The sequence below is a fragment of the Enterobacter cloacae complex sp. P15RS genome (genome assembly GCF_014895905.1).
GTDB lineage: Bacteria > Pseudomonadota > Gammaproteobacteria > Enterobacterales > Enterobacteriaceae > Enterobacter > Enterobacter quasihormaechei.
The window spans coordinates 1-13,443 of record NZ_JADBQL010000024.1 but is presented as its reverse complement, the minus strand read 5'-3'; the positions used below and the strand labels follow the sequence as shown (position 1 = coordinate 13,443).

Annotated in this window: 10 protein-coding genes; 5 read left to right on the top strand and 5 right to left on the bottom strand. The window is 55.0% G+C overall.

Going from position 1 to position 13,443, the window contains the following annotated elements; genetic code table 11:
* Positions 1-90: 90 nt before the first annotated feature.
* Positions 91-1,800: an ABC-F family ATP-binding cassette domain-containing protein gene (locus tag IM267_RS14825; protein ID WP_193033696.1), complete on the top strand. Its 1,710-nt coding sequence runs from the start codon at positions 91-93 to the stop codon at positions 1,798-1,800.
* 208 nt (positions 1,801-2,008) lie between these two features.
* The gene (gene adhP, locus IM267_RS14820) at positions 2,009-3,019 is read left to right on the top strand and encodes an alcohol dehydrogenase AdhP (RefSeq protein ID WP_193033695.1); all 1,011 of its coding nucleotides are present in this window, start codon (positions 2,009-2,011) and stop codon (positions 3,017-3,019) included.
* A 40-nt stretch (positions 3,020-3,059) separates the two neighbouring features.
* Here adhP and IM267_RS14815 read toward each other — a convergent pair whose 3' ends face one another.
* A complete protein-coding gene (locus IM267_RS14815) occupies positions 3,060-3,569 on the bottom strand; it encodes an Rrf2 family transcriptional regulator (protein WP_063451263.1) in 510 nt (169 codons plus the stop codon).
* Between the two features lie 130 nt (positions 3,570-3,699).
* On the opposite strand from IM267_RS14815, the gene IM267_RS14810 reads away from it, so the two are divergent.
* Positions 3,700-4,902, top strand: coding sequence for an NAD(P)/FAD-dependent oxidoreductase (locus IM267_RS14810; protein ID WP_193033694.1), 1,203 nt, complete (start codon positions 3,700-3,702; stop codon positions 4,900-4,902).
* Between the two features lie 40 nt (positions 4,903-4,942).
* Here the strand turns inward: IM267_RS14810 and araJ are convergent, their stop codons facing one another.
* Positions 4,943-6,118, bottom strand: a complete 1,176-nt coding sequence (gene araJ / locus IM267_RS14805) for an MFS transporter AraJ (RefSeq protein ID WP_193033693.1) — start codon at positions 6,116-6,118, stop codon at positions 4,943-4,945.
* A gap of 161 nt (positions 6,119-6,279) precedes the next feature.
* On the opposite strand from araJ, the gene ppk2 reads away from it, so the two are divergent.
* Complete coding sequence (gene ppk2 / locus IM267_RS14800; RefSeq protein ID WP_102751144.1) at positions 6,280-7,098, top strand: polyphosphate kinase 2; 819 nt, start codon at positions 6,280-6,282, stop codon at positions 7,096-7,098.
* 61 nt (positions 7,099-7,159) lie between these two features.
* Here ppk2 and fdnI read toward each other — a convergent pair whose 3' ends face one another.
* Genes fdnI through fdnG form a run of 3 tightly spaced genes read right to left on the bottom strand, consistent with a single transcriptional unit; the run spans position 7,160 to position 11,752 of the window.
* Complete coding sequence (gene fdnI / locus IM267_RS14795) at positions 7,160-7,816, bottom strand: formate dehydrogenase-N subunit gamma (protein ID WP_193033692.1); 657 nt, start codon at positions 7,814-7,816, stop codon at positions 7,160-7,162.
* Positions 7,809-8,693 (bottom strand): formate dehydrogenase subunit beta, encoded by an 885-nt coding sequence (gene fdxH / locus IM267_RS14790; RefSeq protein ID WP_193033691.1) that lies wholly within the window; start codon positions 8,691-8,693, stop codon positions 7,809-7,811. The genes fdnI and fdxH overlap by 8 nt, the downstream gene beginning before the upstream one ends.
* An 11-nt stretch (positions 8,694-8,704) precedes the next feature.
* Entirely contained in the window at positions 8,705-11,752 is a 3,048-nt protein-coding gene (fdnG, locus tag IM267_RS14785; RefSeq protein WP_193033690.1) for a formate dehydrogenase-N subunit alpha, read from the bottom strand.
* A 220-nt stretch (positions 11,753-11,972) separates the two neighbouring features.
* Between fdnG and yddG the strand changes: the two genes are divergently transcribed.
* Positions 11,973-12,851, top strand: a complete 879-nt coding sequence (yddG, locus tag IM267_RS14780) for an aromatic amino acid DMT transporter YddG (RefSeq protein ID WP_063451255.1) — start codon at positions 11,973-11,975, stop codon at positions 12,849-12,851.
* The last annotated feature ends 592 nt before the right edge of the window (positions 12,852-13,443 follow it).

Below are 13,443 nucleotides of genomic sequence, written 5' to 3'. Positions count from 1 at the left end.
CCCTGAAATCCCTTCTCTCGGGCTTACTGAGTTATCGTCAGCGATGTTTGACGAGGCATAAACATGCCTGTAACTCCTGGGTAAGCAACAATGAGCACTCTACTTACTGCACATTCTTTACGTGTTGATACCGCGTTTGGCACGCTCTTCGACTCTCTCTCCTTTACGTTGAAAAAAGGCGACCGCATTGGCCTGCTGGGTGATAACGGCTGCGGAAAAAGTACGCTGCTGAAGATCCTCGACGGGACGCAGTCCCCTGCTGCTGGAACCGTTTCACTGGCGGGACATTGCCTGCTGGCGCGCGTGGAACAACATCTGCCGGAGACCCTTTATCCCCTGACCATGCTGGATGCAGTGCTGGCGCAGCTGCCGACCGCTGAGCGCGACAGTCTGCGCTGGAAGGCCGAGACGCTGCTGGCCGGAATGGGCTTTACGACGCAGGAAACGGCGCTGCAATCCGCCACACTGAGCGGCGGTCAGCATACGCGTTTATTGCTGGCGAGAGCGCTGATAAACGATCCGGATTTGCTGTTACTGGACGAACCGAGCAACCACCTCGACCTGCCGACCCTGCTGTGGCTGGAGCAGTTTTTACAGCGCTGGTCCGGCAGCTTTGTGCTGGTCTCTCACGACAGGCAGCTTCTGGACGCGGTAACCAACGGCAGCTGGATCCTGCGCGATAAAACACTGCACTACTTCGCCCTTCCCTGCACTGCCGCCCGTCAGGCGCTGGAGGCGAAAGACGAAAGCGATGCGCAGCGCCACAAGGCAGAGCAAAAAGAGATCGACCGCGTAACGGCCAGCGCCAAACGCCTTGCGACCTGGGGCAAGGTCTACGACAACGAAGATCTCTCCCGTAAGGCTAAGCAGATGGAAAAACAGGTCGAACGGCTGAAAGAAAACCAGACGGAACTGACGGCGGGAAGCCCGTGGACCTTAACCCTGCGCGGGGACGCGCTGCGGGCCGATCGCCTGCTGGAAATAACCGACCTCGGCGTGCCTCCGGAGCCGGGTCTGCCAGCGCTGTTTACCCTCGACAGCGCGCGGCTGAAAAGTGGGGATCGCGTGGCGATTGTGGGGCGTAACGGCTGCGGTAAATCATCGCTGATGAAGCTTATCTGGCGTCATTTTCGCGACGAGATTGTAGACGACAGGCTTAAGCGTCATCCGCGCGTCTCGGTCGGCTACTACGACCAGACGCTGCACCAGCTGCCGGACGATGCGGCGCTGCTGGATGCGCTGGAACCTTTCGCGCCAGATCCGCAGACCCGTAAAATGGCGCTCATCAGTGCCGGCTTCCCGTGGGCGCGGCACGGGCAAAAAGTCAGTACGCTGAGCGGCGGGGAACGTTCGCGCCTGCTGTTCGTCGGCCTGACGCTTGCCCGCTATAGCCTGCTGATGCTGGATGAACCGACAAATCATCTGGACATGGAAGGCAAAGACGCGCTGGCTGTTACCCTGCAACAGTTTGAAGGCGGCGCGCTGCTGGTAAGCCATGACCGTCAACTGATCGGCCAGAGCTGTAACCGTTTCTGGCTTATTGAGGACGGCAGGCTGAGCGAATGGCACGATGCGGAGGCGGTGTTCGATCGTCTGCGCGAGGGGACCGGTCCGGTTGTCCCCGAACCGTCGATATCAGCGCTGAACGCGCCACTTGCTGCGTCTGATGATTTGCTCGAACGCCTGGTCGCGCTGGAAACGCTGCTGAAAGAAGATTTGGCGCGCAAGCCCAAACATCAAAAACCGCAGTTGCAGGCGCAATGGCGAAAAGAGATTGAGGTGATAGAAGCCCAGCTGTAAATCTGTACCCGGCGGTCGCTACGCCGGGTCTTTTTTGATGTCAGTGTTTTCCCCTACTGATTATTAGAGGATCGCCGTATTCTTAATCTGAAACTGCACTAAATGATGACATTATGTTGCGGCTGCCTTGCATTACTGCGCCAAAGTATTAATCCTTAATGGGTATTACACCTGCAATGCAGATACTCATCATGAAAAGGAGAAACACATGAAGGCTGCTGTTGTCACTCAGGATCATCAGGTTAACGTTACAGAGAAAACCTTACGCGCGCTCAAGCATGGTGAAGCGCTGCTGAAGATGGAGTGCTGTGGCGTTTGCCATACCGATCTCCACGTTAAAAATGGCGATTTTGGCGACAAGACCGGGGTGATCCTCGGCCACGAAGGGATTGGTATCGTCAAAGAAATTGGTCCGGGCGTCACCTCGCTGAAAGTAGGCGATCGTGCGAGCGTAGCGTGGTTCTTCGAAGGCTGTGGCCACTGTGAATATTGTAATACCGGCAACGAAACCCTGTGTCGCGACGTGAAAAACGCGGGTTACTCCGTTGACGGCGGCATGGCGGAAGAGTGCATCGTAACCGCGGATTACGCGGTTAAGGTCCCGGAGGGGCTGGACTCTGCTGCGGCCAGCAGCATCACCTGCGCCGGGGTCACCACCTACAAAGCGGTAAAAGTCTCCAAGATCAAACCCGGCCAGTGGATTGCGATCTACGGTCTGGGCGGATTGGGTAACCTCGCCCTGCAATACGCGAAAAACGTCTTTAATGCAAAAGTCATCGCCATTGATGTGAACGATGAACAGCTTAAACTGGCTGCCAGCATGGGTGCAGACTTAACCGTGAACTCCCGCAATGAAGATGCGGCAAAAGTCATTCAGGAGAAAACCGGCGGCGCCCATGCGGCGGTGGTGACGGCGGTAGCGAAAGCGGCCTTCAACTCTGCCGTTGACGCGGTTCGCGCCGGTGGGCGCGTGGTGGCCGTTGGCCTGCCGCCGGAAGCGATGAGCCTGGATATTCCTCGTCTGGTGCTGGATGGTATTCAGGTGGTGGGCTCCCTGGTGGGTACCCGTCAGGATCTGCTCGAAGCCTTCCAGTTTGCCGCGGAAGGTAAGGTGGTTCCGAAAGTCACGATGCGCCCGCTGGAAGATATCAACGCCATCTTCAAAGAGATGGAACAGGGCCAGATCCGTGGCCGTATGGTGATTGATTTACGTTCTTAAACGGCAGTTGCCGGGTGGCGGCTTTGCCCTGCCCGGCCTTTCAGGTGGACGAACGCCGATCGGAAATCCATTCCTGAACTTCAATCTGGAACGTGTCCGGCGCTTTTCGGTACATTTTACGCGCCAGGTCGAGGATAGTATGGCGCCCTAACTCCTCTTCCATCCGCTGCTGCGCGCTGTCCATAACTGACCGCACTCCGCACGGGCCGTCGCACACCCAGGCCGGTGGCGTTTCATCAAACACCGCCAGGCGTTGTCGCACTTCCCGACACTCAAACATATTTTTCTCGCCGTCGATGGCATGCGCCACGTCCAGCACGGTAATCAACTCTGCCGGACGCGCCAGCCGGAACCCGCCCCCTTTGCCTTCGGTGCTGATAACCAGCCCCGCACGGGACAATCGGGTGAAGATCTTTCCAAGATAGTCGTACGGCACGCCCTGCAAGGCCGCCATCTCCCGGACGCTCATCTCACGCTCATTACCTTTAGCATCCACCATACACATCAGGCTGTGAATGCCGTATTCCACACCAGAACTGTAAAACGCCATGGCTTACTCCGGGTTATCGTTCGCTGCATTATAACGATTTTTAACTCAGAAAAAAGTTGTCGCAGTTAACTCCGACAAGTATAGTGGCAGTTATGTCAGACATATGGCCTGACGATCAAAAGGATCAAGTATGAAAAAGCAGATTTTAATTGTGGGTAGTGGGTTTTCCGGCATGTGGGCTGCGGTCAGCGCCGCGCGTCTTTCTGCTCTGGAGGGTAACAACAGCCTTAACATTGCCGTGCTGGCCCCCGTTCCGGAACTGCGCGTTCGCCCCCGCTTTTATGAGGAAAACGTGTCAACGATGGTCGCGCCGCTGACCGATCTGTTTGCTGAGCTCGATATTGCGTTTATTTCGGGTGAAGCACAACGCATTGATACAACGTCAAAAACCGTTTTTTATCGCGATTCAAACGGCGCCACAGCTGAAGTCACCTACGAACGCCTGATCCTCGCAACCGGTAGCCAGACTAAGCGTCCCCCGATTGCCGGCCTGGCGGAATACGCCTTCGATATCGATCAGCTTGAATCCGCCAGGCTGCTCGAGCAACACCTGGACGCCCTGGCTACACGTCCTTCCTCCCCGGAGCGTAATACCGTGGTAGTGTGCGGCGGCGGTTTTACCGGCATTGAGCTGGCAACGGAACTCCCAGCCCGACTCCGCACTCGTTTCGGTGCTGATACAAAGACCAAAGTAATCGTAGTTGAAAGAGGTACAACCCTTGGCGGACATTACAGCCAGGCGCTGCGTAACACAATTGAAGAAGCCAGCAACGCGCTGGGGGTTGAATGGCGTTTAAACAGTGAAATTGAAGCCATTGATGCCTGCGGCGTGACGCTCAAAAACGGAGAGTGCATAGCCAGCGCTACCGTGGTATGGACGGCAGGTGTCGAAGCGAACCCCCTCAGCCAGCACGTTACCGGGGAACGCGACTCGCAGGGACGTCTGAAAGTCACCGACACGTTGCAGGTGCCTGCGCATCCGGAGGTTTACGCGACGGGTGATATGGCGCACGCAAAAACGGACGACGTGGGCAACACGGCGCTCATGACCTGCCAGCACGCGATCCAGCTGGGAAAATTCGCCGGACATAACGCCGCCGCCAGCCTGTTAAATCTGGCGCCGTACCCTTACCGTCAGGTGAATTACGTTACCTGTCTGGATCTGGGTGGCTGGGGCGCGGTGTATACCGAGGGGTGGGAACAGCGTGTTAAATCCGTGCGCGATGAGGGCAAGAAAATCAAAGTGGCCATCACCAACAAACTGATTTATCCGCCAGCAGCAGACAGAGCGGTCGCATTTGCCGCCGCTGACCCGCTGGCGAAATTTGTGTAGTTCACGCTTACGTGCCGCGACCTGCGGGCAACGTGTGAAATCAGGCCAATGCCCCCGCGTTGGCCTGACGCTTTTTAGCGCACCGGTGGCCATACAGCAGCAGTGAGGTCATCGCGGAGAAGGATAAGATCGCTGCCGGGAGCGTGACATAACTCCAGCTAAAGCCAAGGGTAATCATCATTCCACCAAAACAGGCGCCAATCGCGCTGCCGAGATTGAACGCCATTTGCCCGCCTGCGGCCCCCAGCATCTCGCCTCCCTTCGCATTTTGCAGCAGCAGAATTTGCAGCGGCGCAGAGAGCGCAAACAGCCCGGCGCAGCAGACAAATCCCATCAGCAGCGAGGCCGTTTTCAGTTCGCCAAACGCAAACAGTAACAGTAGCGAAGCCACAATCACCAGGTCGGTGGTGGCGGCAATACGCAACGGGCTAAAGCGCGCCGATAGCTTACCGCTGAGCAGATTGCCCAGCACCATACCCAGCCCCATCAGCATCATGATCGCGGTCATGACGCCCTCGGAGAAGCCTGACACGTTGACCATAAACGGCTTCACGAAGCTAAACCAGGCAAACACCCCGGCGTTACCAAACATCGTTGCGGCAAAGATCAGCCACGGTTCAGGCGTCTTCAGAAAGTGGAATTGCTCTGCCAGGCGAGTGGTAGAATTGTCATAGAGAGAGGGAACCCAGAGCAGGACAGACAGGATCACCAGGGCGTCAAACACCGCAATTAAAAAGAAGGTGTAACGCCAGTTAAATTCATGTCCCAGCCACGTCCCGAGCGGGACGCCAAGCAAATTGGCAACGGTCATCCCGGCTATCATCCCGGCGACAGCGACCGTTACTTTTCCCGGCGGTGCAATTTTTGACAGGATTATCGCTCCCACACCGAAAATCGCGCCATGCGGGAAACCAGAGATCAACCGCCCCGCTGCCAGCCCTACGTAGGAGTCAGAGAAAGTAAAAAGCGCATTACCGACGACGCACATCGCCACCAGAAACAGCAGCGTGGTTTTCAGCGAGAATTTGCTGGAGAACAGCGCCACAATCGGCGCGCCGATCACCACGCCAAAAGCATAAAAGGAAATCATATTCCCGGCGGAGGGAATTGAAATGCCCGTGTCATGAGCCAGTTCTGTCAGCACGCCCATGATGCCAAATTCAGCCATCCCCAGGCCAAAGGTAGCCAGTGCTAACGAAAAAATTGTTTTTTTCATACCGCGACCACTGTTGAAAAATATGCAGCGAGCATTATTGAATAAACTTGTATGGTGAACCAGTTCAAATCAGCTTTCTGACACATTAATCCATTCATTCAGGTCGATTACACTCTTAGTACGGCCTCGATTCCGCGACCGCACACAAAGGGAGATCCACCATGGTCAGTAAGAAGAAAACCCGTATTGTTGATGATGTCGCTAAAAATGCGCCACTCAAAACCAAAGCGTATGAGCAAGAACTTCGCCGCCTCCATGTTGAACTGGTTAAGCTCCAGCTATGGGTGGTCGCCAAAGGGTTAAAGGTCTGTATTGTTTTTGAAGGACGGGACGGCGCCGGTAAAGGCGGCACCATCAAAGCCATCACCGAGCGCGTCAGCCCTCGGGTTTTCCGCGTCGTTGCGCTACCGGCCCCTACCGATAAAGAGAAAAGTCAGCTCTATTTTCAGCGTTACGTATCCCATCTGCCCTCTGCCGGTGAAATCGTGATTTTCGACCGCAGCTGGTACAACCGCGCAGGCGTGGAGAAGGTAATGGGTTTCTGTACCGAAGAGCAGGTCGAAAAATTTCTTGATGGAACACCGGTGATGGAAAAAGCGATGGTCGATGCCGGGATCATTTTGCTGAAATACTGGCTTGAGGTCACGCCAAAAGAGCAGGAGCGCCGCCTGCGCGACCGCATTAACGACGGTCGCAAGATCTGGAAGCTGTCTCCAATGGACATTAAATCTTTCAATCTGTGGGATGAATATACCCTCGCCCGTGACGCCATGTTTAAAGCGACCGATACCGCCTGGGCGCCGTGGTTTGTGGCGCGTTCAGAAGACAAAAAAAGGGTGCGGCTGAATATTATTTCGCATCTGCTTTCGCAGATCCCTTATAAAGACGTTCACGTCGACAAGGTGGATTTACCGAAACGAAAAATCGGCAAAGTGAAGCCAACAAAATATCCCTTCCGGTATATTGCAGAGCGGTTTTGATATTGAGAAGTAGGCCCGCGCAAGCGCAGCGCCGCCGGGCAAAGCCGACGGCGCAGGGCATTTACTTCATCCCTTCTGAACTCTCTTTTTGCGCTTCAAGACGCTCAACGTCCCGGTACCAGCGCGGGTGGTGCTTCTGCGCCCAGTGGCGGCTCACCTTCCCTTCAATCATGCCTTTAATTGAACCTTTCACCCAGAATGCCATATACATATGGATCAGGATGGCATGGATCAAAATAATGGCTGACGTCGCGTGGATCAGCAGTGCGTAGCGCACCACCTGAATCGGGAAATAGTGCGCAAAATACGGTCGCCAGATAATCACCCCGGTCACCAGCAGCACAAAAATCATGCTCATGATGGTCCAGAACATCATCTTCTGCCCGGCGTTATATTTGCCTACCTTCGCGACCTTATGCTCGTTGCCTTTCAGTACCTCTACAATCCCTTTAATCCAGGGAATATCCTGCTTGTCAGGGATGTTGTGATGAACGAAACGCACGAACATAAACATCAGCACCACGAAAATCAGCACGCCGAAGAACGGATGCAGAATGCGCCCCATCTGCGGCGTCCCGAAGGTTTCCGTAAGCCACTGTAGCGTCGGGAAAAAGAACGAAATGCCGGATACCGCCACCAGGAAGAAGCAGATCACCACCGTCCAGTGACAGGCGCGATCGACAAACTTTGTGCGCACAATCATTTTCGACTTACTCATGATGCTCCTCCTCGTCGTCATCCTCCTCTTTATTCGGCCCGATACCAATGTAGTGATAAATCAGCCCGGCAAAGGTGGCGATAAAGCCCGCCGCAGACAGCGGTTTAAGCGCCCCTTTCCAGAGGTTGATTGAGGTATCTATCGCCGGATCTTTCGGCAGATTGTGATACAGCTCCGGCTGGTCATTGTGGTGCAGAACATACATGACGTGCGTACCGCCCACGCCCTGCGGGTTATAGATCCCTGCCTTGTCATAGCCGCGCGCTTTGAGCTTATCTACCCGTTGCTGCGCCACTTCCAGCATCTCTTTTTTGGTGCCGAAGTGGATCGCCCCGGTCGGACACGTCTTCACGCACGCAGGCTCCTGGCCGACGCTGACGCGATCGACGCACAGCGTGCATTTGTATACCCGGTTATCCTCTTTATTGAGGCGCGGGATATTAAACGGACAGCCCGCGATGCAGTAGCCGCAGCCAATGCAGTTGTCCTGCTGGAAGTCGACGATGCCGTTGGCATACTGAATAATGGCGCCAGCAGACGGGCACGCCTTCAGGCAACCCGGATCTTCACAGTGCATACAGCCGTCTTTGCGGATCAACCACTCCAGCTTGCCGTTCTGGTCGGTTTCGCTAAAGCGCATCACCGTCCAGGACTTGGCGCTCAGGTCAGCCGGGTTATCGTAAACCCCGACGCAGTGCCCTACCTCGTCGCGGATATCGTTCCACTCCGAGCAGGCCACCTGGCAGGCTTTACAGCCCACGCAGGAGGAGACATCAATCAGCTTGGCGACTTCTGCCTTGTAGTCCCGCGCACGAGGCGCGGGGGTTATCGGGTTGGTCGCGGAGCGTTTAATAATGTCTTGTGTTTCCATCGCCATTTAATCGCTCCTTACGCTTTCTCGATGTTGACCAGAAACGCTTTGTACTCCGGCGTTTGCGAGTTGGAATCGCCGACGTTTGGCGTCAGGGTGTTGGCGATATAGCCTTTCTGCGCCACCCCTTCAAAGCCCCAGTGCAGCGGAATACCCACCGTCTCGACCTGCTGGCCGTGCACGTTCAGTGACTGCAAACGACGGGTCACCACCGCCACCGCGCGAATAAAGCCACGCTTGCTGCTCACCTTCACGCGATCGCCGTTGGCAATGCCCTTCGCTTTCGCCAGCGTTTCGCTGATCTCCACAAACTGTTCCGGCTGCGCGATAGCGTTAAGCCGCGCGTGCTTGGTCCAGGTGTGGAAATGCTCGGTCAGGCGGTAGGTCGTTCCGACATACGGGAACTTGTCCTTTTTACCTAAACGCAGCACGTCGTCTTCATAGATGCGCACCACCGGGCTGGAGACCACGTTCGGGTGCAGCGGGTTAGTGCCGAGCGGCGTTTCCATTGGCTCGTAGTGTTCCGGGAACGGCCCTTCCGCCAGCTTGTCGATAGCAAACAGACGTCCCAGCCCTTCCGGCTGCATGATAAACGGCCCGGTGTTGCTTCCCGGCGCGGCGGTATTGAAGTCCGGGATATCATTCCCCGTCCACTTCGTGCCGTTCCACTCGATCAGCATGCGTTTCGGATCCCACGGCTTGCCGTTCACGTCTGCGGACGCACGGTTGTACAATACGCGACGGTTCAGCGGCCACGCCCATGCCCAGCCCAGTGTATTGCCCAGGCCTGACGGGTCGGCGTTATCGCGGTTAGCCATCTGGTTACCCTGCTCCGTCCAGCTGCCGGTGTAGATCCAGCAGGACGAGGCGGTAGTACCGTCGTCACGCAGCAGCGCGAAGCTGTTCAACAGCTGGCCTTTCTTCGCCACCAGGTTGCCGTTGGCGTCGTAGAGATCCGCCAGCGCCACGCCGTTGTTCTCTTTCGCGACTTCCTCAGACTCAGGACGATCCGGCTGCTTGTAGTTCCAGCTCATCTTCAGCAGCGGCTCGGCGCCTTTGCCGCCTTCGGTGCGGTACATTTCGCGCAGACGATGGTATATGCCGGCCAGAATTTCGCCGTCATTACGCGCTTCGCCCGGCGCATCCTGCCCTTTCCAGTGCCACTGAAGCCAGCGGCCAGAGTTGGCAATAGAACCATCTTCTTCCGCAAAGCAGGTAGATGGCAGGCGGAAGACCTCGGTCTGGATCGCTGCCGGATCGACATCGTTCGATTCACCGTGGTTCTGCCAGAAGGTAGACGTTTCGGTGACCAGCGGATCGATAACCACCATGTACTTCAGCTTGCTCAGGCTGCGAACGACTTTGTTTTTATCCGGGAATGACGCAACCGGGTTAAAGCCCTGGCAGATATAACCCGTGACGTCGCCCTTATCCATCATGTTGAAATACTTGATGACGTCATACGCCTGATCCCATTTCGGCAACCACTCAAAGCCCCAGTCGTTTTCCTTCTGTGCCGCGTCGCCGTAGAAGGATTTCATCAGGCTAACGGCAAACTTCGGATAGTTGCTCCAGTAGTTCACCTGATCCGGACGCGTCGCTTTCGGCGTGTTGGCGTCAAGCCAGCTTTGCCAGTCGCTCTGCTTCTCGGACGGCAGCGTCAGGTAGCCCGGCAGGCTGGTTGATAGCAGGCCGAGGTCGGTTAAGCCCTGAATGTTGGAGTGTCCGCGCAGCGCGTTCACGCCGCCACCGGCCATGCCCATGTTGCCGAGCAGCAGCTGGATCATCGCCATGGTGCGGATGTTCTGCGCCCCGACGGTGTGCTGTGTCCAGCCCAGCGCATACAGGAACGTGGTGGTCCTGTCGGCGGCGCTGGTGGAAGCCAGCACTTCACACACCTTCAGGAAATCGGCTTTTGGCGTTCCGCAGATGTTTTCAACAACGTCCGGCGTGTAGCGGGAAACGTGCTGCTTCAGCAAATTCCACACGCAGCGCGGATCGGTCAGGGTGTCGTCGCGTTTCGCGTAGCCGTTTTCGTCGAACTGGTAGTTCCAGGACGATTTATCGTACTGCCGTTTTTCCGCGTCATAGCCGCTGAACAGGCCATCTTCAAAGGCGAAATCTTCCCGCACCAGCAGGCTGGCGTTGGTGTAGTGCTTAACGTATTCCGCGTTGATTTTGTTGTTTTCAATCAGGTACAGCAGCACGCCGGAAAGGAACGTAATGTCCGTACCGGAGCGGATCGGCGCATAAATATCCGCCACCGATGCCGTACGCGTAAAGCGCGGATCGACGACGATAAGCGTCGCATCGTTGTTATTTTTCGCTTCCATCGCCCAGCGGAAACCCACCGGATGGGCTTCAGCGGCGTTACCGCCCATCACCACCACGACGTTAGCGTTTTTGATATCAACCCAGTGGTTGGTCATCGCACCGCGACCAAATGTTGGAGCAAGACTTGCTACCGTTGGTCCGTGTCAGACGCGCGCCTGGTTATCTACCGCCAGCATGCCAAGGGAGCGCACAAACTTCTGCGTCAGCATGCCGGTTTCATTACTTGCCGCAGACGCGCACAGCATCCCGGTGGAGGTCCAGCGGTTAACCGTGACGCCCTGCTCGTTCTTTTCAATAAAGTTGGCGTCGCGGTCCGCTTTCATCAGTTTTGCAATACGTGAGAAGGCCTCGTCCCAGGAGATGCGCTGCCATTTGTCGGAACCCGGTGCACGGTATTCCGGATAGCGCAGGCGATTTTCACTGTGAACGTAGTCCAGCAGTCCCGCCCCTTTCGGGCAAAGTGCCCCGCGGCTCACCGGATGATCCGGGTCCCCTTCAATATGATAAATCGCTTCTTTGGCGTTCTTCGCGCCATCACCCAGGCTATACATTAATAGCCCACAACCCACGGAGCAGTATGTGCAGGTGTTACGGATCTCTTTCGCACGCAGCAGTTTATAGTTGCGTGCCTGAGCCAGCGCCATTTTGGGAGCGAATCCCAGCATTGCGGCTGTTGTTCCGGCCATACCGCCCGCGCAGATTTTAAAAAATTGTCTGCGGCTGACGTCCATTGCTGTCCTCGTTATCTGAAAAGACTTCGCGCCGCAAACTAACAGCAAAGCCCCTGTTTTTTTTGCGTCAAATCAAGGTCGCCGAACTTCGCCCCCTTAATAGTCACCGCCGGTATGATTTATTACTCCTTTCGGGTTAACCGCGAAACAGAAAATTCGCCTGGTGAATGGGTTAGATGCTATAAGTTTACCCTTTGATTTTTATAAGACTGGCATGGTAATGGACAGAAAAAAAGCAACGCTGATTGGTCTGGCGGCCATACTGCTGTGGAGCACCATGGTGGGTCTCATCCGCAGCGTCAGTGAGGGACTGGGCCCGGTGGGGGGCGCAGCGATGATCTACACCGTCAGCGGGTTATTGTGTCTGGCGACGGTAGGTTTCCCGGATATTAAACGGTTTTCGAAAGGCTATCTCATTGCGGGCAGCGTCCTGTTTGTCAGCTATGAAATGTGCCTTGCCCTGTCGCTTGGTTTTGCCGCGACACGCTCGCAGGCAATTGAGGTGGGCATGGTCAACTATCTCTGGCCAAGCCTGACGATTGTGTTCGCCATTTTGTTCAACGGGCAAAAATCCACCCTGTGGGTGATCCCAGGCTTAGCGATCTCCCTGCTGGGCGTGGGCTGGGTCTTAGGCGGCGAAAACGGGCTGCACGTTCACGACATCATGCAAAACATCGTTTCCAGCCCGCTGAGCTACGGGCTGGCATTTGCCGGCGCCTTTATCTGGGCCGCCTACTGCACCGTCACCAGCAGGTATGCCAGAGGGCAAAACGGCATTACCCTATTCGTCCTGCTGACCGCCTTAAGCCTGTGGGTGAAATATGCCCTAAGCGACCAGCCCGATATGGTGTTCAGCGTGCCGGTAGTGGTGAAGCTGCTGATGTGCGGCGTTGCTCTTGGCTTCGGCTATGCCGCCTGGAATATTGGGATCCTCCACGGTAACGTGACGGTGCTTGCAGCCGTCTCCTACTTCACCCCGGTACTTTCTGCCGCACTGGCGGCTATTGTGCTGAGCTCGCCGCTTTCATTCTCATTCTGGCAAGGAGCATTAATGGTTTGCGCCGGGTCATTACTATGCTGGTATGCCACCCGTAAATAGACATTTTATTTCTGGCCGGGGTTGCCATGCCCGGCTATTAATTAACATAAATTTAAAATGTGATCACACTTGAGAATATTATTTATAACATTAGAGAGGGTGACGAATTCCGCTTATATTGCCCTTATGCAACTTTGCCTGCGGCGTTAAATTGACAGAAACTGACAACGCACGTAATTAATTGCAGCGAAATATTCCCACTCTATATAGCACAAACTGCAATAGTTTATTTCTGAATGTGTCTATTAAGGACAACTCCCCTGTTTTCAACACCACTCCCAACATACTGTTTTAACAGCAATTAAAAATAGTTTCACTTAAGTAACATCATTCCATCGCTCTGAATTAGCAAATAAAGCGTCCGCTATTAAATTATAAGGCGCTAAATTATCATGGCGAGTTAATAAACGTTTTATGTATAAATATTAATCTAATTATCCACATTTACGGCATTTTTTCAGATCGCGATCACACTAATTGAAATTTTCTTTAATATTTTGAAACTTATTATTGAAAGCAGTCTACGGAATTTTAAAAATAGCCTGCCATTGACGATAAGCCTCGTTTAAAAATCGCTCATATGGTTTAGGAA

What these genes read in the sequence shown, in the direction of transcription:
- fdnI (WP_193033692.1), bottom strand. Translation starts at nt 7,816, where the DNA reads ATGAGTAAGTCGAAAATGATTGTGCGCACAAAGTTTGTCGATCGCGCC.
- IM267_RS14815 (WP_063451263.1), bottom strand. Translation starts at nt 3,569, where the DNA reads ATGGCGTTTTACAGTTCTGGTGTGGAATACGGCATTCACAGCCTGATG.
- yddG (WP_063451255.1), top strand. Translation starts at nt 11,973, where the DNA reads ATGGACAGAAAAAAAGCAACGCTGATTGGTCTGGCGGCCATACTGCTG.
- adhP (WP_193033695.1), top strand. Translation starts at nt 2,009, where the DNA reads ATGAAGGCTGCTGTTGTCACTCAGGATCATCAGGTTAACGTTACAGAG.
- ppk2 (WP_102751144.1), top strand. Translation starts at nt 6,280, where the DNA reads ATGGTCAGTAAGAAGAAAACCCGTATTGTTGATGATGTCGCTAAAAAT.
- fdxH (WP_193033691.1), bottom strand. Translation starts at nt 8,693, where the DNA reads ATGGCGATGGAAACACAAGACATTATTAAACGCTCCGCGACCAACCCG.
- IM267_RS14810 (WP_193033694.1), top strand. Translation starts at nt 3,700, where the DNA reads ATGAAAAAGCAGATTTTAATTGTGGGTAGTGGGTTTTCCGGCATGTGG.
- araJ (WP_193033693.1), bottom strand. Translation starts at nt 6,118, where the DNA reads ATGAAAAAAACAATTTTTTCGTTAGCACTGGCTACCTTTGGCCTGGGG.
- IM267_RS14825 (WP_193033696.1), top strand. Translation starts at nt 91, where the DNA reads ATGAGCACTCTACTTACTGCACATTCTTTACGTGTTGATACCGCGTTT.